The organism is Lentzea sp. CC55 (assembly GCF_021056325.1).
Taxonomy (GTDB): domain Bacteria; phylum Actinomycetota; class Actinomycetes; order Mycobacteriales; family Pseudonocardiaceae; genus Lentzea; species Lentzea jiangxiensis.
Genome location: NZ_JAJCXE010000023.1, coordinates 40718 through 65468, shown reverse-complemented (window position 1 = coordinate 65468; position 24751 = coordinate 40718). Strand labels below are relative to the sequence as shown.

18 protein-coding genes are annotated in these 24751 nt (G+C 69.5%); 11 read left to right on the top strand and 7 right to left on the bottom strand.

Annotated features, from left to right (window positions below):
- Positions 1–54: 54 nt before the first annotated feature.
- Positions 55–444, top strand: coding sequence for a response regulator (locus L6E10_RS20840; protein WP_236221192.1), 390 nt, complete (start codon positions 55–57; stop codon positions 442–444).
- Here L6E10_RS20840 and L6E10_RS20835 read toward each other — a convergent pair.
- Positions 432–3251, bottom strand: a complete 2820-nt coding sequence (locus L6E10_RS20835) for a substrate-binding domain-containing protein (protein ID WP_240011043.1) — start codon at positions 3249–3251, stop codon at positions 432–434. The two genes, L6E10_RS20840 and L6E10_RS20835, sit on opposite strands and share 13 nt — an antisense overlap.
- Positions 3252–3368: 117 nt before the next feature.
- On the opposite strand from L6E10_RS20835, the gene L6E10_RS20830 reads away from it, so the two are divergent.
- Entirely contained in the window at positions 3369–4709 is a 1341-nt protein-coding gene (locus L6E10_RS20830) for a hypothetical protein (protein WP_236221190.1), read from the top strand.
- Positions 4710–4862: 153 nt separating this feature from the next.
- Entirely contained in the window at positions 4863–5750 is an 888-nt protein-coding gene (locus tag L6E10_RS20825; RefSeq protein ID WP_374237145.1) for a M48 family metalloprotease, read from the top strand.
- Between the two features lie 2 nt (positions 5751–5752).
- On the opposite strand, the gene pgl is transcribed toward L6E10_RS20825, so the two are convergent.
- Genes pgl through tkt form a run of 6 tightly spaced genes read right to left on the bottom strand, consistent with a single transcriptional unit; the run spans position 5753 to position 13894 of the window.
- Positions 5753–6532, bottom strand: coding sequence for a 6-phosphogluconolactonase (gene pgl, locus L6E10_RS20820; RefSeq protein ID WP_236221188.1), 780 nt, complete (start codon positions 6530–6532; stop codon positions 5753–5755).
- Positions 6529–7545: a glucose-6-phosphate dehydrogenase assembly protein OpcA gene (gene opcA / locus L6E10_RS20815; protein WP_236221187.1), complete on the bottom strand. Its 1017-nt coding sequence runs from the start codon at positions 7543–7545 to the stop codon at positions 6529–6531. Before opcA ends, pgl begins: the two co-directional genes overlap by 4 nt.
- Positions 7542–9086 carry a glucose-6-phosphate dehydrogenase gene (gene zwf, locus L6E10_RS20810; RefSeq protein WP_236221186.1) on the bottom strand — a complete coding sequence of 515 codons (1545 nt, stop codon included), beginning with the start codon at positions 9084–9086 and terminating at the stop codon, positions 7542–7544. The genes opcA and zwf overlap by 4 nt, the downstream gene beginning before the upstream one ends.
- Positions 9083–10669: a glucose-6-phosphate isomerase gene (locus L6E10_RS20805; protein ID WP_236221185.1), complete on the bottom strand. Its 1587-nt coding sequence runs from the start codon at positions 10667–10669 to the stop codon at positions 9083–9085. Before L6E10_RS20805 ends, zwf begins: the two co-directional genes overlap by 4 nt.
- Before the next feature lie 25 nt (positions 10670–10694).
- Positions 10695–11807 carry a transaldolase gene (tal, locus tag L6E10_RS20800; protein ID WP_236221184.1) on the bottom strand — a complete coding sequence of 371 codons (1113 nt, stop codon included), beginning with the start codon at positions 11805–11807 and terminating at the stop codon, positions 10695–10697.
- The gene (gene tkt, locus L6E10_RS20795) at positions 11804–13894 is read right to left on the bottom strand and encodes a transketolase (protein WP_236221183.1); all 2091 of its coding nucleotides are present in this window, start codon (positions 13892–13894) and stop codon (positions 11804–11806) included. The genes tal and tkt overlap by 4 nt, the downstream gene beginning before the upstream one ends.
- A gap of 252 nt (positions 13895–14146) precedes the next feature.
- Between tkt and L6E10_RS20790 the strand changes: the two genes are divergently transcribed.
- The 8 genes from L6E10_RS20790 (at position 14147) to L6E10_RS20755 (ending at position 24609) form a co-directional block, all read left to right on the top strand.
- Positions 14147–15070, top strand: a complete 924-nt coding sequence (locus tag L6E10_RS20790; protein ID WP_090104952.1) for a heme o synthase — start codon at positions 14147–14149, stop codon at positions 15068–15070.
- A 22-nt stretch (positions 15071–15092) separates the two neighbouring features.
- Positions 15093–17012 carry a hypothetical protein gene (locus tag L6E10_RS20785; RefSeq protein WP_236221182.1) on the top strand — a complete coding sequence of 640 codons (1920 nt, stop codon included), beginning with the start codon at positions 15093–15095 and terminating at the stop codon, positions 17010–17012.
- A gap of 258 nt (positions 17013–17270) precedes the next feature.
- Entirely contained in the window at positions 17271–18044 is a 774-nt protein-coding gene (locus L6E10_RS20780; protein WP_236221181.1) for a Crp/Fnr family transcriptional regulator, read from the top strand.
- A gap of 41 nt (positions 18045–18085) precedes the next feature.
- Positions 18086–18820, top strand: a complete 735-nt coding sequence (locus tag L6E10_RS20775; RefSeq protein ID WP_236221180.1) for a hypothetical protein — start codon at positions 18086–18088, stop codon at positions 18818–18820.
- A 36-nt stretch (positions 18821–18856) separates the two neighbouring features.
- Entirely contained in the window at positions 18857–21121 is a 2265-nt protein-coding gene (locus tag L6E10_RS20770; protein ID WP_236221179.1) for a hypothetical protein, read from the top strand.
- A 10-nt stretch (positions 21122–21131) separates the two neighbouring features.
- Positions 21132–21971, top strand: a complete 840-nt coding sequence (locus tag L6E10_RS20765; RefSeq protein ID WP_236221178.1) for a hypothetical protein — start codon at positions 21132–21134, stop codon at positions 21969–21971.
- 12 nt (positions 21972–21983) lie between these two features.
- Positions 21984–23216 (top strand): OmpA family protein, encoded by a 1233-nt coding sequence (locus tag L6E10_RS40880; protein WP_236221177.1) that lies wholly within the window; start codon positions 21984–21986, stop codon positions 23214–23216.
- Between the two features lie 103 nt (positions 23217–23319).
- Entirely contained in the window at positions 23320–24609 is a 1290-nt protein-coding gene (locus L6E10_RS20755; protein ID WP_236221176.1) for a hypothetical protein, read from the top strand.
- Positions 24610–24751 lie beyond the last annotated feature (142 nt).

The window sequence follows — 24751 nt, the reverse complement described above, 5'->3', positions numbered from 1 at the left end:
ATAGCCGGACACCTGGTGCTGAGGGAACGAATGGTTTCAGGCATACTTGCCCGCATGTCGCTGGCCGGTCTGGTGCTCGTCGTGGAAGACGAAGACCCCGTGCGGAGGTACACCGTGAGCCTGCTCGAGGAGCTGGGCTTCGCAGTCCTGCAGGCCAGTGACGGAACAGAGGCCATCGCGATCCTGCGCGACCGGCGGGCCGAGGTCGGCGCGATGCTGCTCGACCACAGCATGCCGGGCCTGTCCGGCGAGGAGGTGCTCGCCGAGCTGGAGCGCGAGGGCCTCACCGTGCCGGTGGTGCTGACGAGCGGCCACGACCGCACGTCGCTCGAACGCCGGTTCGCGGGCCACGAGGTCGCGGGCTACCTGCAGAAGCCGTTCCGGATCGAGGCGCTGGACGAAACCGTCCGCCACGTGCTCGCGCGGAGCGCTCAGGCTTCCTGAGCCAGCACCTCGCGGACGCGTTCGAGCAGTTCCGACTCCACGTACGGCTTCGTGATCAGCACCTCGTCGTCGAGGACCTCGTCGGTCGTGTAGCCGGACATGTAGATCACCGCGGGCGCGGCGCCGGTCGAGCGCAGCAGCCGCACGAGCTCGGGACCACCCATCTTCGGCATGACGACGTCGGTGAGCACCAGGTCGATCCTGCTGCGGTGCGCGGTGGCGAGCTGCAGCGCCTCCTGGCCGTCGCCCGCCTCGATCACCGCGTAGCCCGCGGTCTCCAGCGAGCGCCTGGTCATGATCCGCACCTGCGCGTCGTCCTCCACGAGCAGCACCGTGCCGACGCCTCGGTGCGTGGGGATGCGCCGCGCGCACGGAGCCTCAGGGGTGCCGTCGCGTTCGACCGGCACGGGTAAGTAGACCTCGACGGTCGTGCCGGCGCCGGGTGCGCTGATCAGCTCGATCTGCCCGCCGGACTGCTGCACGATGCCGAACACCGTGGACAGGCCGAGCCCGGTGCCCTTGCCGACCGGCTTGGTGGTGAAGTACGGCTCGAACACCTGCGCCCGCACGTCCGGTGCCATGCCGGAGCCGGTGTCCTGCACGCGCAGCACCACGTACGCGCCCGGCCGCACGCCCACGATCCGGCCGGTCTCGCCGCCGCCGAGCGTCGTGTCCCCGATCGAGATCGTCAGGGTGCCGCCGTCGGGCATGGCGTCGCGGGAGTTGACCGCGAGGTTGAACAGGATCTGCTCGACCTGACCCGCGTCCGCCCACACCCGCGCCGTGTCGGGCAGGCGCATCTCCAGCTCGATGTGGTCGCCCACGAGCGTGCGCAGCATCGAGTGGACCTTGGTGAGGTTCCGCTTGAGGTCGAGCGACTCCGGGTGCAGCACCTGCTGGCGGGTGAAGGCGAGCAGTTGGCGCGTGAGGTTCGCGGCCCGTTCGCCCGCGTGCCGGATGTCCTCGATCGCCGTGCGCCGCGGATCGTCCTGAAGTGTGCGGCGCAGCAGCATCTCGCTGTTGCCGTTCACGACCGTGAGGATGTTGTTGAAGTCGTGCGCGATGCCACCGGTCAACCGTCCGATGGCCTCCATCTTCTGCGCGTGCCGCAACTGCGCTTCCGTCTCGCCGACGCGTTCTTCGAGGCGTGCGCGCGCGTCCTTCAGCTCCTGCATCAGCCTGATGCCGCGCAACGCGCTGCTGAGCTGCTGCTGCACGGCCTCGTAGATCCAGCCGGGCTCCGGGCCTTCCTCGAAGAGCACGTACCCAAGGTGCTCTTCGTCGGTGTAGAGCGGCGCCACCAGCGCGCTGAACGGCTCGTCGCGCCGGAACGGGTACGGCGTCAGGTTGATCGTCGGGAACGGCGTCTCCTGCGGGCTTTTCAGCTCGTTGTTCTCGAACCGCACGAGCGCGCGCGCCGTACCTGGCGTGTCGTACGCCATGACGTGACAGCCGGGGATGTTGAGGCGGGGGAGCTCCTGGGCGAGCGCGGTCGTCAGCTCTTCCACGTCCCGTGAGGCGATGAGCCGTTGCCCTGCTTCGCGCACTCTCTGGTCGTGGCGCTCGTGCTCCAGGTATTTGAAGCGTGCGTCCGTGGCGAACGCGTCGCCCAGAAGGAGCTGCACGCGCAGCCACAGGTCGTTGATGATCGTGGCGTCACTGATGCGTGCCGTCACGAACCGGTGCAGGTCGAACAACGGTGGCCACCACCGCGCCGGTTCGCACCCGGCGCGCGCGCTCGACCGGATGTACTCGGCGAGCAGCTTCAGGAACTCCGCGCCCTCGACCTCGCCACGCCCAGCGGCCATCAGTTCGACGACGAGCTGTTCGGCCCAGTCCCGCGGCAGCCTCGCGGACGGACGCCCGATCGAGTCCCGCAGGTGGTCGGCGACGGTGGACGCGGTCGCGGACTCGTTGACGACGAGCCGGTCGTGCGCGGGAGCGTGGCCGCCCAGACCGGACGGCAGGCAGCCGCACGACCGGCGCACGACCAGCTCGGTCGGCATCATCTGGCGCTGCCGCGTGGGTTCGCCGTTCACCAGCGCCACCGCCAGCTCCACGGCCCGGATCCCCATCTCGCGGAACGGCGCGCGCACGGTCGTGAGGTCGTTCGCGCGGACGTCGGTGTGGTTGTCGTACCCGACGACGGCGATCTCCTCCGGCGTGCGGAACCCGAGCTCCTCCAGCGCGGCCACGATCCCGAGCGCGTAGTCGTCACTCGCGGCGGCGATGGCGTCCGGTGGCTCGTCGAGGCCCGCGAGCATCCTGCGCACGGACTCGGCGGCGCGTTCCGGCTCCCAGATCACCGGGCCGGGCATCGTGACGAGCTTCGGGTCGAGCGGGATTCCGTGGTTCTGCAACGACTCCATGTAGCCGAGGAACCGTTCTCGGGCGCCCGCATGCGTTTGAGGTCCCCGGACGAACGCGATCCGCCGCCTGCCGTGCACCTCGATGAGGTGGTCGACGGCCTGCTTCATGCCGTCCTGGTTGTCCACGAGGATCGTCGGCCAGTGCGCAAGGCTCGTCTCGACGCTGACGACCGGCATGGGCGCGTAGCGCTTCGTGAACTCGTACATGCCCTCGGAGCCGACGAGCTGCCCCACGCGCGCAGTCCACACCACGAGCGCATCGATGCGGTTCGGCGAGATGAGGTCGTAGACCGTGTTGGCCCTACGCTTGTACGGATCCGGATGGTTCAGTGCACTGCCCACGAAACACACGAGGTCGCACCCGAGCCGCTGAGCGCCGTCACTGACACCACGCCACTGTTCGCCCGCGAGCTCGATGAGCGGGCCAGCGGTGATCATCCCGATGGTGGGACGTCGCCCAGCACTGCCGTTTGCCACAAAACCCCCGCTACTCAACGCGATTGGGGATGATACGCGTTGCCGGGGGGAATGAGCGCCGTGTTACCGGGGAGATCGGTGAACGTTGTACTGCAGGGCCTGGCGTCGAACCCCGCGCTCCCGGGCTTCCTGCTCGACCGCCTGGTCACCCGCCCCGAACTGGCGTGGGAACTGGCTTCCCGCAACGACCTCTCGTCCGGCCACGTGCGCGCGTTGCTGGCACACGGTGACTCCGCGGTCGTGAGCGAGCTTCTGTCCAGAGGTCTTGCCCGGCCCGAAAACGTGCCGATCCCGGACGAATCGGTCGCACTGGCCGTGGTCGGACACCCCGACGCGGACCCCGCCCTGACCCGCGTCCTCGCCTTCCACCCGGACCCCGCGATCCGGAGCCGGCTCCCCGAGTGGGCGCACCACCTGGCGCCCGACGTCGTGGACCTGCTGGCCGCCGACCCCGACCCGGAGGTGGTCGCCGGACTGGTGACCTTCCACGCCGTGCCACCGGCCCTGGCGCTGTCGCTGAGCCGGCATCCGAGCCCCGACGTGCGCCGTGCCCTGGCCGCCTCCCCGCACACACCTCCCGCCGTGCTGGCACAGCTGTTCCCTTCCGCCGCCCGCGAACTGGCCTCCAACCCGTCGACCCCGGCGACCCTGGCGGCGGAACTGGCGCGCCACCACGAGGCCCGCTACTTCCTCGCCTCGCGCACGGACCTGCCTCCCGCCGTGTACGAACAACTCGCCTCGGAGATCGAACCGGGCATCCTGTCGGCGCTCGCGGTGAACCCCGCGGTGCCGGTGGCCGTCCTGCGCCGGCTCAGCGGCGTGCTGCGCAACCCCGCGATCCCGCTGGACCTGCTGGTGGAGCTGGCACCCTCCGCGCGCCTCGGTTCCGCGGAGGTCCTGCCCCGCATCGCCTCCGCGTCGGAGGCCGAACTCCGCACGCTGGCCGATTCCTCCGTGACGCAGGTGCGGCTGATGGTGGCCCTGCGCCCCGACCTGTCGCCGGACCTGGTGCAACGCCTTGCGCGCGACCCGGATCCGTCCGTCGCCACCGCCGTGGCCGCACATCCCTCGTTGACCGGCGCGCAGTTGCGGGACCTGGTGTCGCGGTGCGGGGCGCGGTCGTACCCGCGGGTGGCCGTGAACCCCTCCTGCCCCGCCGACCTGTTGCACCACATGGCTTTGCACGCCGCCGGGTCGGGGAGCACGTACCGGGCGATCGCCGGCAACCCGGCCGCCGCGGGGGAGACGTTGGTGCTGTGCTTGGAGGACGCGCGGGCCCGGCACCTCGCGGCGGCGCACCCGAACCTGCCGGTGGCGGTGGTCGTGCGGATGCTGGGGAACGAGTTCACGGCTTCGGCCGCGGCGGCGAACCCGTCGTTGCCGGTGCCGGTGATGGAGGAACTGGTGGGTGGCGCGTGAGCCGGTAGCCGGTTCACGCCGGTGACAGGTGCTCTCGAAGTCGCTGATCTGGACGTCCCGGTTCCGTCGAGCCGACAGCACTGGGCGGGTCGGGCGACTCGGCTGGACACGAACGGTTCCGGGCTGGAACGCTCGAACGCCGAGGTGATGACGGTGCCGAGGACCCGAAGGCGCTTCGACCTGTCCGCTGTGACCGAGTTGCTGCTCGGCCTGCCGACCGTGCTGAGCAGTCTGCTGGTGTTCTTCCTCGCGGGGCGGGCGCTCGTCCCGCAGACGCCCTGGCTGGTGCCCGCGCTGTGGCTGCTCTCCGGCGCGGTCGTGTTCGTGCCGGCGACGGACGTGGTGCTCGCGGCCCTCGCGCACCGGCTGAGGAAGCCGACGGCCGCGGAAAGGGCTCTCCTGGAGCCGTTGCTCGAGGAGGTCTGCGGGGCGGCGGGGGTGGAACCGGGCCGGTACTGGTTGCGGGTCCAGAACTCCCGCGAGATCAACGCCATGGCGGTCGGCGGGCACGTCGTGGGGGTGTCGACGGCGGCGTTGCAGTTGCCGCGCAGGCAGGTGGAGGCGGTGCTGGCGCACGAGCTCGGGCACCACCTGGCCGGGCACACGCGGATCTCGTTGCTGCGCTGGTGGTACGAGCTCCCGGCGCGGGTCGTGGTGCGGGTGGTGGTGCTGGTCGCGACAGGCGTTCTCGTTGCAGGGCGGGCGATCGGGACCAGGGCCGCGGCCGTCACCAGTCTCCTGCTGGTGGTGGCGCTGGCGGTGGCGGCGGTCGTGGTCAGCCCGTGGTTGCTGCTGGTGCCCGTGGTGGCGCCGCTGCTGGCGCTGGCGAGCCGGCGGGGGGAACTGCACGCGGACCGGGTCGCGGCGGAACTCGGGTACGGGCCGCTGCTGCTGGAAGTGTTGCAGCGGTGGGTGAAGGAAGGTCACGACGACGCACGGGCCAGAGCGCCGATGCGGGCGCGGATGCTCGCGTCGCACCCGTCGTGCGCGCAGAGGATCAGCAGGCTGAGAAGGCCCCCGGGCCGGAACCCGGGGGCCTGAGCTCACGCCAGCGGAGGCTTGAACAGGGCGGGCACCGCCGAGGCGGCCGCCGTGTCCAGCAGCCACAACGTCCTGCGCTTGCCCGTGGCGCCGGCGGCGGGCAGCTGCACCTCGCCGGCACCGCTCAGGGCCATGGCCACCGCGGCGGCCTTGGCCTCACCGGTGGTCATCAACCAGACCTCCTGCGCACGCCGCACCGACGACAACGTCAGCGACACGCGCGTGGGCGGCGGCTTCGGGCAGTTGCGCACCGCGACGACCGTCCGCTCCTTCTCGTACACCGCGGGAGAAGCGGGGAACACCGACGCCACGTGCCCCTCCTCGCCGACGCCCAGCATGCACACGTCGAACGACGGCACGTCGCCGTGGTCCTCCGGCCGCGCCAGCGACGCCAGCAGCGACGCGTACGCCTCCGCCGCGGCCTCGGGGTCGTCGCCGAACTTGCCGTCCGAGGGCTCCATCACGTGCACCCGCGACGGGTCCACCGGCACGTGGTCCAGCAGCGCCGCCCGGGCCTGCGTCTCGTTGCGCTCCGGGTGCCCGGACGGCAGGAAGCGCTCGTCGCCCCAGTACAGGTCGACGCGCGACCAGTCCACGGCGTCACGGGCACCGTTGCGGTTCAAGTGCTCCAGAACCGCGGTGCCGGTGCGGCCACCGGTCAGCACGACCGACGCGTGACCGCGAGCGGCCTGCGCGTCGACCATGCGGGTCACCAGGCGTGCCGCCGCGGCGGCGGCCAGGAGGTCGCCGTCGCGGTGCACCACCACCTGCGCATTGCTCACGAACTCGCCTTCGCCTTCGGCTTCTTCGCGGCGGAACCGTTGGCGGGCTCCGGCGCGGCGGCCGGGGCCTCCTCCGGCTTCGCGGTCGGCGTGCGGCCCTTCGAGACCTTCGACAGCGACCTCAGCGCCGCCGCGTAGACCTCGTCCGGGTCGAGCCGGCGCAGTTCCTCGGCGAGGCAGTCGCGCACCGAACGGCGCTGCAGCGCCACCCGCCGCGACGGCTGGCCGGGCTGCGACAGCGTGCCCACCCTGCCGTCCGGGCGGTGCAGGTCGACCGAACCGGACGGGCGGTCCAGCTTGACCTGCACGATGCCTTCGCCCGAGGTCGCCTTGAAACGCTTGGCCGGGACCTTCAACCGGTCCGTGAGCCACGCGGCCAGCAGGTCGGTGGACGGCGAGTCGGCCTCGCCGGTCACCTCGGCCTCGGTGATCTTCTCGTACGGCGGCAGGTCCAGCGACGCGGAGAGCATGGCGCGCCACAGCGTCAGACGCGTCCACGCCAGGTCCGTGTCACCCGGCGCGTAGTGCGCCCGGCGGGACTCCAGGGCCTTGATCGGGTTCTTCTCGGCAGCCGCGTCGGTGATGCGGCGCTGCGCGAGCTGGCCGATCGGGTCCTTCGACGGCGAGACCGGCGCGTCGAACGGCCACCACGCCACGACCGGGGTGTCCGGCAGCAGCAGCGGCATGACGCACGAGGCGCCTTCCTTGGCCAGTTCGCCGTACAGGCGCAGGACGACGACCTCGGACGCGCCCGCGTCACCGCCGACGCGGATCTGCGCGTCGAGGCGGGGAGCGGCCTGGCGAGCGCCGCGGGCCACGACGATCACGCGACAGGGGTGCTCGCGCGAGGCGTCGTTGGCCGCGTCGATCGCGGCGTCGGTCCGCTGGCCGTCCTCGGTCACGATGACCAGGGTCAGCACGCGGCCCAGGGTGGTCGCGCCACCCTCGTCCCTCAGCCGCACCAGGCGGGAGTTGATCTGGGACGTGGTGGTCGAGGGCAGGTCGATGATCACGGACGCCTCCACTGCCTTCCGGTCCTGGCGGTCATCGTCTCCGCCGACGGCGGGCCCCAGGTCCCGGCCTTGTACTTCTCGAGAGCGGGTTCGTCCTTGCGCGCCCAGAACTCCAGCACCGGGTCGAGGATCTCCCAGGAGAGCTCGACCTCGTCGTTCTTCGGGAACAGCGACGGCTCACCGAGCAGCACGTCGAGCAGCAGCCGCTCGTAGGCCTCCGGCGACGACTCGGTGAACGAGTGGCCGTAGCCGAAGTCCATCGTGACGTCGCGGACCTCCATCGTGTTGCCCGGCACCTTCGACCCGAACCGGATCGTCACGCCCTCGTCCGGCTGCACGCGGACCACCAGGGCGTTCTGCCCGAGCTCCTCGGTCGCGGTGTCGTCGAACGGCAGGTGCGGCGCCCGCTTGAACACGACGGCCACCTCGGTGACGCGGCGGCCCAGGCGCTTGCCGGTGCGCAGGTAGAACGGCACCCCGGCCCAGCGGCGGGTGTTGACCTCGCAGGTGATCGCGCCGAACGTCTCGGTCTTCGACTCGGGCGAGAACCCGCCCTCCTCGAGCAGACCGGGGACCTTCTGGCCGCCCTGCCAGCCACCGGTGTACTGGCCGCGCGCGGTGGTCTCCTCGAACGGCTCCGCGGGACGCGTCGCCGAGAGGATCTTCACCTTCTCCGCCCGCAGGTCGGCCGGCTTGAAGGAGACGGGCTCCTCCATCGCGATCAGCGCGAGCAGCTGCAGCAGGTGGTTCTGGATGACGTCGCGCGTCGCGCCGATGCCGTCGTAGTAGCCGGCGCGGCCACCGAGACCGATGTCCTCGGCCATGGTGATCTGCACGTGGTCGACGTAGTTCGAGTTCCAGATGGGTTCGTACAGCTGGTTCGCGAACCGCAGCGCCAGGATGTTCTGCACGGTCTCCTTGCCGAGGTAGTGGTCGATGCGGAACACCGACTCCTCGGGGAAGACCTCGTTGACCGTGCGGTTGAGCTCCTTGGCCGACTTCAGGTCGTGGCCGAAGGGCTTCTCGATGACGACGCGGCGCCACTGGTCGTCCTTGGCCTGGGCGAGGCCCGCGCGCTTGAGCTGGTTGATCACCGTCGGGAACGCGCCCGGCGGGATCGACAGGTAGAACGCGTGGTTGCCGCCCGTGCCGCGCTCGCTGTCCAGGGCCGCCAGGCACGACGCGAGGTTGTCGAACGCCTCGTCGTCGTCGAACGTGCCCTGCACGAACCGGATGCCCTCGGCGAGCTGCGCCCAGACCGCCTCGTTGAACGGCGTGCGCGCGTGCTCCTTCACCGCGTCGTGGACGACCTTCATGAAGTCCTGGTCGGCCCAGTCGCGGCGGGCGAAGCCGACGAGGCCGAAGCCCGGCGGCAGCAGACCCCGGTTCGCGAGGTCGTAGATCGCGGGCATCAGCTTCTTGCGCGACAGGTCACCGGTGACACCGAAGATGACCAGCGCGCTCGGGCCCGCGATGCGGGGCAGGCGCTTGTCGCGCGCGTCCCGCAGCGGGTTGCGCCACTTGGCGGCGGATGTGGTCACGAGCCGTCCTCCTGGACTGCCTCGACGAGCTGGGCGAGACCTGCGATGCGGTCCTCGAGGTGGAGCCGCAGCACGGGACGGCCGTGTTCGGCGAGCACCTGACCGTCGCCGAGCGCCTGCGCGAGCTGCAGCTGCGCCAGCGTGTACGGACGGCCGGGCACCTCCAGGTCGTCGCCGGACTCGCCGGTGATCTGGATGAACACACCGTTCTGGTGACCGCCCTTGTGGTACTGGCCGGTCGAGTGCAGGAAGCGCGGACCCCAGCCGAACGTGGTCTGCAGGTGCGTCCTCTTCGCGATCTCCGCGCGGAGCAGCTCGAACGACGCGTCGTCGATCCTGTCCAAGTACGCCTGAACGGAGATGTAGCCGTGGTCGGGCGCCACTTCGACGAGCGCCGTCAGTGCCTCCGCGACCGTGTGCACCTTGCGCTGCGCCCAGTCGGTGCCGTGGCCCTGGACCGGTCCGTCCACGAAGGACGGCGTGGTCGCCGACGCGACCGGCGCGTCCAGCAGCGCGCGCGCCGCCTTCTTCGCGGCCTCGACGTCGGGCTGGTCGAACGGGTTGATGCCGAGCACCCGGCCGACGAGCGCGGTCGCGTACTCCCACAGCAGGAACTGCGCGCCGAGCTTGCCCTCGACCGCGACGTTCGCGGAACCGGTGGCCGGTCCGATCGCGACGGTCGTGGCGTCCGAACGCGCGTTCACGAAGCCCTCGGCGCCGGGGCCCTCGACGACGACCGGCAGCAGGCCGGTGCCGTTCTTGCCCGTGGACTCGGCGATGAGCTGCTCCGCCCAGTCGCCGAAGCCCTTGATGCCCGAACCGGTGTCCGCGAAGACGATCTTCTCGGCACCGTTCGCGTGGGCGGCACCGAAGATCGCGGCCAGCCGGACGGCCGGGTTGTCCACGTCGTCCTGCGACACGACCTTGGCGACCTCGGCCGCCTCGTCGAGCAGCGACTCCACGTCGGCGCCGGCGAGGTAGGACGGCACCAGGCCGAACGCCGTCAGCGCCGAGTACCGGCCACCGACGTTCGGGTCGGCCAGGAACACCTTGCGGTAGCCCGCCTCCTCGGACGCGGACTGCAGCGGCGAACCGGGGTCGGTGACCACCACGATGCGCGACGCGGCGTCGATGCCCGCGTCGGCGAAAGCCTTCTCGAAGATCCGCCGGTGGCTGTCGGTCTCGACCGTGCCACCGGACTTGGACGACACCACGATCACCGTGCGCTCGAGGTCACCGGCGAGAGCGTCGGCGACCTGGGCGGGATCGGTGGTGTCCAGCACGACCAGCGGGACGCCCTGCGTCCGCGTGATCACCTCGGGAGCCAGCGACGAGCCGCCCATCCCGGCGAGCACGACGCGGTCGACGCCCTCGGCGTGCAGTTCCTCGCGCAGCGCCTTGAGCTCCGGGAGCAGTGGACGGGACGTCTCGTGCAACGTCGTCCACGAGAGGCGGATGCTCGCCTCGGACTCGGCTTCCGGCCCCCACAGCGTCGGGTCCTGCGCGGTCAGCTTGCTCGGCACCGAATCCACGACCAGGTCAGCAGCGATGGTGCTGACCTGGTCGGCGTTCGGTGACCTCACGATTTCGACGGAGGTCACTTGGGTATCAGCCCTTCAGCTTTGCCAGTTGGTTCGTCACCGTCTCGAGCAGCTCTTCCCAGGACTTCTCGAACTTCTCGACGCCCTCGGTCTCCAGGGCGACGAACACGTCCTGGAGGTCGATTCCCACGGCGGCGAGCTGGTCGAACACCTCCTGGCCCTCCGCGGCGCGTCCGGTGACCGTGTCACCGGTGATCTTGCCCGCGTCGGCGACGGCCTGCAGCGTCTTCTCCGGCATCGTGTTCACGACGTCGTTCACGACGAGCTGGTCGACGTAGAGGGTGGGGGAGTAGCTCGGGTCCTTCACGCCGGTCGACGCCCACAGGGGACGCTGCGCGTTCGCGCCGTCCGCCTTCAGCGCCTCCCAGCGCTCACCCCGGAACGTCTTCTCGAACGATCCGTAGGCGATCCACGCGTTGGCGAGAGCGGCCTTGCCCTTGAGCGCGGTCGCCTCGTCCGTGCCGATCTTGTCGAGGCGCTTGTCGACCTCGGTGTCCACGCGGGACACGAAGAACGAGGCGACCGAGTGGATCGAGCGCAGGTCGTGGCCGTTGGCCTTGGCCTGCTCGAGGCCCGCGATGTAGGCCTCCATGACCTTCTCGTACCGCTCGACGGAGAAGATCAGCGTCACGTTGACGGAGACGCCCTCGCCGATCACCTTCGTGATCGCCGGGATGCCCGCCTCGGTGGCCGGGATCTTCACCAGCAGGTTCGGCCGGTCGACGGTCTTCCACAGGTCCTGCGCCTCGGCGACGGTCTTGTCCGTCTCGAACGCCAGGCGCGGGTCGACCTCGATCGACACGCGGCCGTCCACGCCGTTCGTCGAGTTGTAGATGTCGCGGAACTTGTCGCACGCGTTGCGCACGTCGGTCGTGGTGACCTCGCGGATGGTGGCCTCGGTGTCGGCACCCCGGTTCGCGAGCTCGCGGACCTGCTCGTCGTAGGACTCGCCCTTCGACAGCGCCCCGGCGAAGATCGTCGGGTTCGTCGTGACCCCGACGACGTTCCAGTCGCGGATCAGCTCGTCCAGGTTGCCACTGGTGAGCCGTTCGCGGGACAGGTCGTCGAGCCAGATCGAGACACCGGCGCCGGACAGTGCTTCCAGATTCGGCTTGCTCACTTCTTACCCCTCACGTTGTCAAGGGAACGGCGGGCGGCGGCGACGACGTCTTCCGTCGTGAAGCCGAACTCCTTGAACAGGACCTGGTAGTCGGCCGAGGCACCGAAGTGCTCGATCGACACGATCTCGCCGGCGTCGCCGACGTAGCGGTACCACGGCTGCGCGATACCGGCCTCCACGGCGACGCGGGCCTTCACCGACGACGGGAGGACCGACTCGCGGTAGTCGGCGTCCTGACCCTCGAACCAGTCGATGGACGGCATGGAGACCACACGCACTGCAACGCCCTCGCCCTGCAGAACCTTCCCGGCCTCGGCGGCGACCTGCAGCTCAGAGCCGGTGCCGATGATCACGATCTCCGGGTTCTCGTCACCGAAGAGCACGTAACCGCCGCGCTTCACGCCCTCGGCCGAGGTGCCCTCGAGCGTCGGGACGTTCTGGCGGGACAGCGCGAGACCCACCGGGCCGAGCTGCTCGATGACGGCCTTCCACGCGAACGCGGTCTCGTTGGCGTCACCGGGGCGGACCACGGCGAAGTCCGGGATCGCGCGCAGGGCGGCGAGGTGCTCGATCGGCTGGTGCGTCGGGCCGTCCTCGCCCAGGCCGATGGAGTCGTGCGTCCACACGTACGTGACGGCGGCCTTCATGATCGCGGCCAGGCGCACGGCCGGACGCATGTAGTCGGAGAACACGAGGAACGTGCCGCCGAACGGACGGGTCGGGCCGTGCAGCGCGATGCCGTTGAGGATCATGCCCATGGCGTTCTCGCGGACACCGAAGTGCAGCACGCGGCCGTACGGGTCGGCGCTCCACATGCCGGTGGAGATCTCCGCGGGACCGAAGGACTTCGCGCCCTTGATCGTGGTCAGGTTCGACTCGGCCAGGTCGGCCGAACCGCCCCACAGCTCCGGCAGGTGCTTGGCGAGGGCGTTGATGACCTCGCCGGAGGCCTTGCGGGTCGGCAGGCCCTTCGCGTCCACCGGGTAGACCGGCAGGTCCGCGTCCCAGCCCTGCGGCAGCTCACGGGCGACGAGGCGGTCCAGCAGCGCCTTGTTCTCGGTGTTGGCCGAGGCCCACGCGTCGAAGGTCTTCTGCCACTCGGCCTTGGCGTGCTCACCGCGCTTGACGACCTCGCGGGTGTGCGCGAGGACCTCGTCGGCGACCTCGAAGGTCTGCTCGGGGTCGAAGCCGAGGATCTCCTTGGTGGCCTTGACCTCGTCGACGCCGAGCGCGGCGCCGTGCGCGGCACCGGTGTTCTGCTTGTTCGGCGCCGGGTAGCCGATGATCGTGCGCAGCAGGATGAACGACGGCTTGTCGGTGACGGCCTTCGCCTTCTCGACCGCCTCGAGGATGCCCTTGACGTTCTCGCCGGACTCGACGACCTGGACGTGCCAGCCGTAGGCCTCGTAGCGCTTCGCGGTGTCCTCGGACAGCGCGATCGTCGTGTCGTCCTCGATGGAGATCTTGTTGTCGTCGTAGAAGACGACCAGGTTGCCCAGCTGCTGCGTGCCGGCGAGCGACGACGCCTCGGAGGTGACGCCCTCCTCGATGTCGCCGTCGGAGGCGATCACGTAGACGTGGTGGTCGAACGGGCTCTCACCCGGCGCGGCCGACGGGTCGAACAGGCCGCGCTCGCGGCGGGCGGCCATCGCCATGCCGACGGCGGCGGCGAGACCGGAGCCCAGCGGGCCGGTGGTGATCTCCACACCGCGGGTGTGGCCGTGCTCGGGGTGGCCCGGCGTCTTCGAACCCCACTTGCGCAGGTGCTTGAGGTCGTCCAGCTCCAGGCCGTAGCCCGACAGGAACAGCTGGACGTACAGGGTCAGGCTGGAGTGGCCCGCGGACAGCACGAACCGGTCGCGGCCGATCCAGTCCGGGTCGGCGGGGTCGTGCCGCAGCACCCGCTGGAACAGCGTGTACGCCAGGGGTGCGAGGCTCATCGCCGTGCCGGGATGGCCGTTGCCGACGTTCTGCACGGCGTCCGCCGCGAGCACGCGCGCGGTGTCGACGGCGCGCTTGTCGAGCTCGGTCCAGTCGTCAGGCAGATCGGCCTTGGTGAGCCGGGCGATGTCGTCGGTGACGGTCACGGACTTACAGCTCCAAACTTGTCGCTAGGGCGGGTGCCCGGCCGCTTCGGAATCGATCCCGAAGAGCCTGACCCGCGTGTCTCCCACGTCCTCCGGCCAGCCTAGTCCTGAGTGATTCGGATGTTGCGCTGAAAGGTCGCAGGCCGGTGTGTGCCCAGGCACACGAGTACCCGAACGGGCTGTGAATATTGAACGCAGTTACCATCAGTCGCTGGATTTCCCACCACATGCATCACGAGGAGCGATCACGCGATGAGTGCCGTCCTCGAGGCCCCGCAGCGGTCGCCTCGTCAGGTAGTTGGCGCCTACGTGGCACTCACCAAGCCGCGGGTCATCGAACTCCTGCTGATCACCACGATCCCCGCGATGCTCCTGGCCCAGCACGGCCTGCCGCCGCTGTGGCTGATCGCCTGCACCCTCACCGGCGGCACGCTCGCCGCGGGGTCCGCCAACGCCCTCAACTGCTTCGTCGACGCCGACATCGACTCGGTCATGAAGCGGACGGCGGCCCGCCCGCTCGCGCACAACGCCATCCCGCCGCGCAACGCCCTGATCTTCGGCATCGTGCTCGGCGTCTTCTCGTTCGCGTTCCTGTGGATCTTCGTCAACCTGATGTCCGCGGCCTTCGCGGTCGCGACGATCCTCTTCTACATCTTCGTCTACACGCTGGTCCTCAAGCGCCGCACCTCGCAGAACATCATCTGGGGCGGCATGGCGGGCTGCATGCCGGTGATCATCGGCTGGAGCGCGGTGACGGGCACCGTCGAGTGGCCCGCGCTGGTCATGTTCGGCGTCATCTTCTTCTGGACGCCGCCGCACACCTGGGCCCTCGCGATGAAGTTCAAGGAGGACTACGCCCGAGCAGGCGTGCCGATGCTGCCCGTGGTGGCCACAGCTCAGCAGGTGACGCGGCAGATCGTGATCTACAGCTGGATCACCGTCCTGTGCACCCTGGCCCTCGCCCCCGTCACCTCGTGGATCTACGTGGCGGTCGCGGCGCTGTCCGGCGTGTGGTTCGCCGTCTTCGCGCACAAGCTGCACAACGTCGTGCGCCGCGGCGGCTCCACGAACACCATGAAGTTCTTCCACATGTCGAACCTCTACCTGATGCTCGTGTTCTGCGGTCTCGCCGTGGACGCCGTGGTCGGGTTGCCGGTGCTGGGCTGGCCGTTCTAGCTGCACTTCCAGGCGTACGGCTGTGGCGCCCGTTGAGTTCACCGTCACCGGTGGTGAGGGTTCACCACTGGACTTCGTCGCGGCCCTGACCCCGTCGGCCTCGCTGGTCGTGATCACCGATCCGGCCGGCTGGGCCCAGGTCAGCGCGGGCCTTCCGGTCGGCGCCGCCACCTCCACGACGGTCACCACGCGGGTGCGCCCGCTGCGGTTCGCCGTCCTGGACCTCCGCCACTTCGCCTCGGCCTCGTCGCTGCCGCCGATTCCGGACGTGCCCGGCGACCTGGTGGCGCTGCACGACACGCGCTCGTGGGACTCGGCCCCCGTCGTGGCCGCCCTGCGCGGACTCGGCCGCCCGGTCGTGCTGTTCACCGCCGTGCACACGTGGGTGCCCGGTGTGGACGTCACCTCGGTGCTGATGGGCTGGAGCGCGCCACACGTCGTCCTCGCCGTGCCGCACGGCTCCGGCGAGTGCCGCGTCGAGGACGTCCTCTGGCAGTTCCGCGAGCGGGAACGGCGCGGGATGATGACCTACACCACCCTGCCCGCACCGCCCGTGGTCGCCGATCGGCCCGTGCCGGTCGTGGTAGCGCTCCCCGGAGCCACGGAAGGCATCGCCGGAGCGCTGCGGCCCGGCGCCGACTACGAGGTGTGGACCCGCGTCGGAGCCGGCGCCACCCTGCCCGGCGACCTCGAACTGCGGGCCGTGCTCGGCATGAGCGGCCGCGAGGTGCAGACGGAGACGTTCGTGCTGCCGGCGGACGGCCCGAGCCCGTGGGTCAGCTTCCCGGTGACGACCCCGTACGCCTCCGTGCCGTGGAGCGGTGAACTGGTCATCTACCGCGGCGCCGTACCCGTTCACGTCCAGGAGGTGGTGCTGCCGGTCGGCGGAGGAGAGGCGCAGGCCCGGTTGCGGCTCCGGCTCTCCCGGACGTTCGCGGACCTCGCGCCCCTGTCGTCCCGGACGGCGTCGGTCCTGGTGCTCGGCGAACGGGCACTGGTGACGACCGGCGGCGTGCCGCACCGCGTCAGCGTGGGCCCGGTCGCCGGCCTGCCGGTCGTGGCCGGGCTGGATCCCTGGTACGGCAAGGGTTTCCCGGCGTTCTGCGAGGACCTGGCCGCGTTCGCGGTGCGGGGTGCCGCGCTGCACGCCCGGCTGTTCCCCGGTGGCGCGGCGGTCCGGCGCGGAGGGGTGATCACGGTCGCGGGCGCGACGCGCGTGCCGTGGGCGCACGTCTACGACCTGCCGTTCGCCGAAGGCCCCTACCGGCTGTGCGCTTCGGTGTCGCGGTTCGGCCCGTTCGGCGCAGGGGGAGAGGTTCCACCCGGCTGCCCGGAACCGGACCACAGCGGAAACGTGTTGTGCCCCTTCGGTTTCTGGGGCCTGTCGAGCGTCCTCGAACAGCCCGCGGGCCCGCTGGCGTGGCAGGTCTCGCCGACCGGTCGCCAGGTGCAGGTGGCGCTGGCCGCCGACCCCGGCCTCGACCGGGCGCTCACCCAGCGGCACGTGGCCGAGCTGATGTCGTTCCTGCCGCCGGAGGCCATCTCGTCCGCCTACGTCAGCCCCGCGGACCTGCCGCGCGCACTGGCCGACGAGCGTGCGGACGTCCTGCACCTCGTCTACGGCGAGAACGCCCTGGAGCCGGTCGAGATCGACGGCTGGCCCCACCGGCCGCTGGTCGTGACGACGTCACCGGCGGCACACCTGGTCGACGCGTTCGTCAACCAGGCCGGTGCCGCCGGTGTGGTCTGCCCGGAGGTGGCCGTCGACCAGGGCATGGCCGGCTGGGTGAGCGGCATGCTGCTGGCGAGGCTCGCCGGGGGCGTGCCCGCGGGCGAGGCGGTGCGGCAGACGCGCTGGGAGATGCTCGGCCGGGGCAACGTCCTCGGCCTCGCCTACACATTGCACGGCAGCGCGGATCTGCTGATGCGTCCGCGTGGATGAGCTCGCTCCGGTGAGTGGTGTGGAATTCTCTTCGTAAGCTGGCCAGAAGCTGGCCAACTTTATTCCGGTGAAGCCTGGAATTCTGAGTCACTTGGCGCAGTCTGCGCTGCTGCCAGCGGATACGCTTGTTACAGGTGCTACCGAATTGCGACTGAGATTCACTCTGGTGGCCCAGCTTTGGCGACTTTGAGTTACATTCTCGACCACATTTTCGATGCATCGAGCGCGTAGACGTGGACATAGTGGAAGGCGCAGCACATGAGCAAGCCGCGCAGAAAAATGGTGCCGCCGCCGGCGGGTCCGGAGAACTGGCCGCCGAACAGCTTCGCCGCACGGGTGCCGGTGAAGGACCTGGGGGAACTGCTCGACGGCTTCCGGCAGGTCGACTTCGAACCCAAGGACGTCGTGATGTACGAGGGGGATGCCGGTAGTTCGGTCGCACTGGTGCTGAGCGGTCAGCTCAAGGTCGAGACGCGTGACTCCCAGGGACGCACGCACCTGCTCGGTCTGCTGGGGCGGGGTGACCTCCTGGGCGAGATGGCCATACTGGACAGACGACCCCGCTCGGCTTCGGTGATCGCGCTGGGTGCGGGGAGCTACGCGGAGGTGTCCGGCGCCAGGTTCCTGGAACTGGTGCGCGAAAGGCCCGGCACGTCGCTCGAGATCGCCAGGCTGGTCTCGGCGCGCCTGCGCGCCGCCGAACGACGACGACTCGACTTCGCCGCATACCAGGGACCGTGGCGGCTGGCATCCGAACTGGTCAACCTCGCATCGGTGTTCCGAGGAGCAGGCCAGGACCAGACCGTCCGCATCGAACTGACGCAGGACGAGCTCGCGCAGATCCTGAACGTGTCCAGGATTTCCGTGCAGCGTGCGATCCGGACGTTGCGCGAGCGGAGGCTCGTGTCGACCCGGTACGGGGCGCTCGTCGTGCCGTGCGTGACCTGTCTCACCGCCGCGATGACGGACCAGTCCGGTAACGAACCGGTCAATGGCATCACCGGATGTAGTGGCACCCGCTCGCACGGATAGATGTTGTTCGCCTCCACCCACCGAAGTCGGAGGCGAACAACATGAACGAACAGCCGTACCCCTACACCGTGCTCGCAATGGACACCGTGGCGTCCAGTGCGGGTACGCGAGCGCGGCAGGTGCATCTGGACAAGGCTCTGGACAGGGTGATCGCCGGAGCCTTGCACCAGTGCTCCTTCGCGGACGACAAGTGGTTCCACCGCGTCACGGGCGACAGCGCCACCCTCGCGGCACCGGCTTCCGTGCCGAAGGCGCGCATCGCCGCTGATTTCGTGCGCGAGCTCGGCACCGCACTGCACAACGTCAACTCGATGATGAACGAGACCGGCCGTTTGCGAGTGCGCCTCGCCATCGACCACGGCGACGTCATCCGCCACAGCGATCACATCAACGGCACCGCTGTCGTGCGCGCCGCGCGCCTCTGCGACTCCGAGGCGCTGCGAGACGCGCTGCGGCGCAACAGCGACGTCGACCTGGCCGTGATCGTCACCGAGGCGTTCTACGACGACGCCGTCGTCGAAGGTGACCGGGGAGTGGACCCGCGCGAGTTCACCTTCGTCCACGACCGGGTCAAGGGCCGCGAGGTCAGCGGCTGGATCTGGTTGCCGAGCCGTCAGAACAAGGGTGGGAACGGCGGCGCGCCTCGATTGGGGCCACGTCCTGTGCCAGTGCCTCCGTCCGACAACAGCACCAAGGTCCGCGACGTGAAGGCGAAAGGAAACATCGTTATCGGCACCAACGGCTCGATGCACAACCACTACCCGGACAACCAGTGATCCCGTCCTCGCCGGGGTCGAACAGCGGGAGGGCAGATGAGCGACGAAGAGCAGGGAGCTGAGCGCGCCGAACTGGTGTTGCCGTCGCTGCCGGAACAGGACGCTCCGCCGGGGGACGCCTCGGTGCAAACGCCGCAGGAGCGCACGCCGGCAGCGGAGGGAGAGGCGACGGGAGAGCCGATGTCATCGGCGCAGGCGACCGTGCCGCCTGAGAACGATCCGCCGTCACCGCGCAACTCCACCAGCGGGCGCGGGCAGACCTCGGGTCTGTGGGTGGACGACCGGGACCACGAGTACCTGCGCCACGAAGGCGGGCGTCCGTACTCGTACGACGACCGGCGCACCGTGGTCGAGAACCTGATCGCCGACGGCAACACCGTCGTGGGCAGTGGTTCCAGCCAGTTCAACAGCACCCAGAACAACTTCTACGGCAGGAAGAAGGGACCCACCGCTCGATCCGGCCGGTTCCACCGCAGCGTCACGATCACCAACTCCCAGACCTATGTGCCGTTCCCGTGCTTTCCCCAGGCAGCGCAGACGCTTCGGGACCGAGGCGTCGTCTACCTGTGCGGACCCGCGGACAGCGGCAGGTTGTCGACGGCGATCGAGCTGAGCACGGGAGCCTGCGGCCCCAGTCGGGTGGTCATGATCGACGTCGATGACGACTTCGACGTGGCGACCCTGATCGACGAGGAGACGAAATCGGTTCTCCGCACCGATCACGCGCACGTGCTCGAGATCGGTGCGGGCAAGCCGGTGCGCAGGAGCACGCTGGACTCGCTCGCCGGCTGGGCGATGGACCACAACGCCGCGATCGTGGTCATCGGTCCGGCCGCGGAGCAGGCCGACGACAGACTGCAGCCGTACGCGGTTCCCCACCAGCCGCCGGAGCCGGTCGCCGTGCTGGTGAGCCACCTGCAACACGGCCTGTCCTTCCGGAACGGTCCTGCGGGCTTCGTCGATCAGTGCCTGACCGACGAGAAGATCATGGAGTACCTCGAGCGATCGCAGCCACCGCGCCAGGTGGCGGATCTCGCCGCACGGCTCCTCGACGGCATCGACACCGGCCGCGAGCCCGGGGAAGCGCTGTCCCGGACCAGCGCGTACTTCAGGTTCGTCGCGCAGGACCTGCTCCAGGTGATCGAGTCGTCCCGGTCGATCGGCGAGACCAGGGCCCGGCACCGGGAAGTGGCCGCACGGCTGGCTTATGCGGTGTTCCAGGACTACACCATGACCGACGTCGCGGACACGGCCATCCTGCTGTTCGGTGCACTGCAGACCTGTCATCGCACAACCAGGCTCCAGACGACGGCGCCCGTCTTCGGCAAGGGCGTCGAGGCCTTCCTGGACAAGAGGATGAGCATCCTCGACCGTCCGGTCGACGGCGAGGAACGCAGGGCGAGGCTCGTCGACCCCTCTCTGGCACAACACCTGCTGGACGTCGCGTGGAACGACTTCGACGCGGTGACCAGGGCTCCTCTGATCGGCTGGCTGGACGAACTGGTGACCGACGGTCGCAAGTGGATCGTGCTGCGAGCCGCGCTGACAGCGGGGTACCTCGCAACCCACGACTTCAGCGTCCTGTACCAGCGGCTGATCAAACCGTGGGCGACCGCACCGGCCTTCCGGCGCCGGCAAGCCGCCGCGTGGGCGCTGGAGGCCGCCTCTCTCAACCGGAGGCTGACCTCGAGGGTGACGAGACAGGTGGCCGACTGGGCGTGGAGCCCCAACCACCTGATGAACGACACGGCGGCTCTTGCCTACGCCACCCGCATCGGCAGGCTCTCGGTCGAGAACTCGCTGGCGGGCTTGCGCGCCGTCGCCGTCCACCCGCGTTTGATGACCAGTCCGACGGTATCTAACGCCATCGCTCAGCTCTACGCACCCGACCAGGCGCACCTGGTGCTGAAGGAGCTCACGACCTGGGCGGACGCGGGGGCCCAGACGAAGGTGCACGCGTCGCGTTCGATCGTGTTCCTGTCCTTGGTCAACGAGCCGGACGGCGTGTGGCCGGTGCTGCTCCGGTTGATCGCCGAGGACGAGCAGGCGCGTGAGCAGGTGACGGCGTTGTGGCGGGCCGCGGTCACCGAGCCGCTCGTCGGCAAGCGGGCGTGGGAAACGTTGCTGCAGCTGGTGCTGCGAGGTGACCACGAGGTCGATCTGGGCAGCGAGGTGGAGAGCTTCCTGCTCGCCCTGCTGCGGCAGCCCGATCTGGTCAGGCGAGCACGGTTCAACGTTCACGTATGGCGTTCCGAGCACCCGGACGCCGCGCTGCTCAAACGAATCGACGAGAAACTCTGAGGAGGAAGCCGTGACCGAGGAAACGAAGAAGCGCCGTGGGTTCTGGCGGAAGCTCTGGGACAAGATGACCGGGAGGGACGAGCTGCCGCCCCTCCCTCCAGGACCCGTCCAGTTCCACGAGGTGATCGAGCACCGCGAGGCCGAGGGGCCACTGCTCATCCCGAGCTGTGCCGAAGGGTTCGACTTCTCGGTGCGCTACCACGTCGTCTGGTCGCTGAACGACGGTACGCACGACGACCTTCTCGAGCGCATCGAGTGGCACGAGAAGAACCTGCGGCACGACATCCTCGAGCGGATCTGGTCAGCCGGCCGCGACTTCTACCCGCACGACCCGTCGTCGGCGGAGCGGCGGATGAACGAGCGGCTCGGTGGCGGCTGGTGCTACGAGACCGCCGACCGGAGGAAGGTTCGCTGCGAGGTCAAGGTCCGCGTGAACTCCGACGCCCGGATCGGCGAGAAACAGCAGGGCTACTACGAGCAGTTGGTGGCGATGGACTGCGACCACATGCTCAAGCTGCGCCACATGGCGAACGTCCGCTGCGAGCTCAAGGGCTGGCAGCAGGTGGTGGAGGAGTTCGGGTCCGCCATCGCGGTGGTGCACGCCGCACGGCTGGTCGATCCCGAGGTGGCTGTGGTGTTCGCCAATCTCGCCGAGGAACGCAAGAAGTCGGCCGCGAGCCTCGTCAACGTGCTGCACACGGCAACCCGCGACCACCTGCAGGTGGGGCTCTACGAGTTCGCGAACGCCTACGACCTCGCGGTGCGCTCCTTCATGCAACAGCAGGGACTGTCCACCGGCACGTTGGCGGACGCGTTCGAGGCGAACGCGCAGAACTCGAACCAGGACTAGGGGGAGGACCACGTGTTAAAGAAGATCACCGCGGGGATGGGGGTCCTCGTGTGCACGGGGGCGTTGCTCACGTCCTGCGCCGAGCCCGAAGCCGACACCTGCGGGTGGATGAAGAAGGAGGGAGCGAACGAGCCAGGCGGCGCCGCGGTCGTGCTGCTGGACGCGTCGAACTCGACGCGATCGGCGGAGGCGGCGAAGTCACCGGACTACGCGCAGGCGCTCGAGGCCCGGCTGACCGACGTGGTCAAGGCCAGGCAGACCTTGTCGATCGGGTCGTTCTCCGGCAACGCGACGAGGGTTCGCTGGATCGAGCAGGACCTCACGACCGATGTCGACGCAGGTCCGGAGAACTACAACGACGCGGTCGCGAACGCAGCGCAATGCCTTCAGGACCTCGTCACCAAGGCGAGCGCGGACGGTCCGGTCGAACCCGGCACCGACGTGCTCGGCGCCGCCACGGCCGGCTTCGAGAAGGTGCGCGAGGCCAAGGGCGAGCGTGCGGTCATCCTGGCCACAGACGGTCTTTCCACGGTCGGGTGCGCAAGCCTCGAGAAGGCCGCCATCGGCCAGACAACCGTTCTCGAGAACATCGTGTCGCTGTGCACTTCCCGCGGCAGCGAGACGGGCAAGGCACCGGATGGGACGAAGCTCTCCCTGGTGGGTGTCGGACATCCAGCCGTCGGCGCACCCACACCGTCGACCGGGCAGCTGCTCTGGCTGGGCCAGCTGTGGACGCGGCTGTGCGAGACGACCGGCGTGAAGAAGGAGAACTGCGCCGTCGACACGATCTCGGTGATGGGCAAGGCACCGGAACGGGCGCCTTCCGGGAACGTCGCCGATCCGGAGATCGCGTTCCCGAAGCCGGGTGACGGCGTCGATGGGGAGAAGGTGATCACGTGGTCACTCGGGGACAGCGACATGGTGCTCTTCGACTTCGACTCCGACCAGCTCAGGGCGGAAGGCCTCGCCCAGCTCGACCAGGTCGCGGCCAAGATCAGGCAGTACCCGAACGCCGCCACGACGGTCACCGGGCACACCGATGCGCGGGGGACCAACGAGTACAACCTGGGGCTCTCGCAGCGCAGAGCGGCGGCGGTCCGGGCAGCGCTGCTCAACAAGGGCGTGACGACGAAGGTCGAGACGCAGTGGTTCGGCGAGGAGAAGCCGCTGTGCCCGCACTCCTCGGACGAACAAGCGATGAAGTGCAACCGCAGAGTCGAGATCGTCACTGACAAGGGGTGGTGAGACTCCGATGAGCCAAGTGACCCTCAACGGCACGGGCGGCTACTCCCGGCCGCGTCCGTGCCCACCGACAGCTCCCTGCGTGGGTCTGCACAGCGTTCCGCTGATGCCACGAGTGCGGTACGAGGCAACGGAACTCGACAACTCCGAGGCCGCGACCCTCGCGCGGGCCGCCATCGAAGCCGAGGAGGGTCTCGCCGCGACGATGCCGGAGGTCGACGCGGCCAGCCGCGGTCTGACCGATGCGACGGCGAGGTGGCGTACCGCTCTCGACCGCCTCGGGGCGCTGCTGGCGGACCGGACGGTGCTCAACTCGGGAGTCGCCCGGCACAGGGCGGCCCGGCGCCACGCACAGGAAGGGCCGGAAGACCGCAGGCATCGTCCGAAGATGTGGAGCTGGGTGCTCTACCTCTCACTGGCGGTCGCATCGGTCTACGACACCTGGTTCTTCGCCTTCATGCTGCGCAAGCTCACCAACGAAAAAGACCCTTTGCTGGCCAAGCTCTCCTACCTGCCAGGTCTCCTGATCGCGGTCGCGCTGCTCGTCTCCGGGACGATGCTGGCCAAGCAGGTCGTCCGAGCGTGGTCGCACAGGGATCGGATGACCGAGCGCCCGCCGTTCGTGCTCAAGGACGCCCTCAAGCGGTTGTGGGACTGGAGGCCGGAGTCCCGCACGCGGGGTGCGGACGACCTGCCGTGGCCGATCTGGGGGCTGCCACTCGCCTTCTTCACCTTCATCCTCGTCACCTTCGGCGTGTGGGCCATCCAGCGCGTCGCGGAGTCGAGAGTCGGCTCGGCCGCTGTCAAGTACCCGCCGTACGCGGTGGTGATGCTGTTCCTGCTGTTCACCCTCGGGGCGATCTTCGTGAAGATCATCGAGTACAACCCCTGGGCGGACTCGATCGCGCGGGCCGAGAAGGAGTTCAAGCGGGGCAAGGCCTCCTTCGATGAGCTCGTCGTCGAGGCGGAGGCGGCGAAACGGGCGCACGACCCCGCGTGGCAGCGCCTTCGTACAACGATCGAGAACGCGGAGAACGCGGCTCGCCGAACGATCAACCAGGCGTGGGTCTGCATCCTGGAGCGGCGCGCGGAGCACGGCCTCGCAGGTCACCTGGCGCCGAGCTTCAACGAAGCCGGCGGCACCGGGACGGTGTCGTTGTTCCGCGACATGCCCGAACCGGCCGTGCCGACGATCGGGTTGGCGAAACCGCGGGAGATGCTGACCGCCTACGACGGTGAGGAGTTGAAAAAGGAGCAGGAGCAGCTGGTCAAGGAACTGATCAAGCAGCTGGAACCGCCTGATGACGAGCGGTCCGCGCCTGAGGCGCACGAGCCGGTGCCACCGAGCGCAGAGCCGGATGAGGCCCTGAACGGGTCGACGACCGCTCAGGGATGACCGGCGGTGTGCCCGCCGAACCAGAGACCGGGTGGCGGCCGAGGTGGGTTCCGAGTCCACCGAGGCCGCGCACGCCGGCCGAGCCGGTGCCCCACGCGGACCGTAGCCGCCGGCGAAGACCGGGCTCCGTGCCGTTCCCGGT

Bases quoted from the DNA above. Each gene is read 5' to 3' on its own strand.
- L6E10_RS20840 (WP_236221192.1), top strand. From the start codon at position 55: ATGTCGCTGGCCGGTCTGGTGCTCGTCGTGGAAGACGAAGACCCCGTG.
- L6E10_RS20835 (WP_240011043.1), bottom strand. From the start codon at position 3,251: ATGATCACCGCTGGCCCGCTCATCGAGCTCGCGGGCGAACAGTGGCGT.
- L6E10_RS20790 (WP_090104952.1), top strand. From the start codon at position 14,147: ATGAGTGCCGTCCTCGAGGCCCCGCAGCGGTCGCCTCGTCAGGTAGTT.
- L6E10_RS20780 (WP_236221181.1), top strand. From the start codon at position 17,271: ATGAGCAAGCCGCGCAGAAAAATGGTGCCGCCGCCGGCGGGTCCGGAG.
- L6E10_RS20775 (WP_236221180.1), top strand. From the start codon at position 18,086: ATGAACGAACAGCCGTACCCCTACACCGTGCTCGCAATGGACACCGTG.
- L6E10_RS20770 (WP_236221179.1), top strand. From the start codon at position 18,857: ATGAGCGACGAAGAGCAGGGAGCTGAGCGCGCCGAACTGGTGTTGCCG.
- L6E10_RS20755 (WP_236221176.1), top strand. From the start codon at position 23,320: ATGCCACGAGTGCGGTACGAGGCAACGGAACTCGACAACTCCGAGGCC.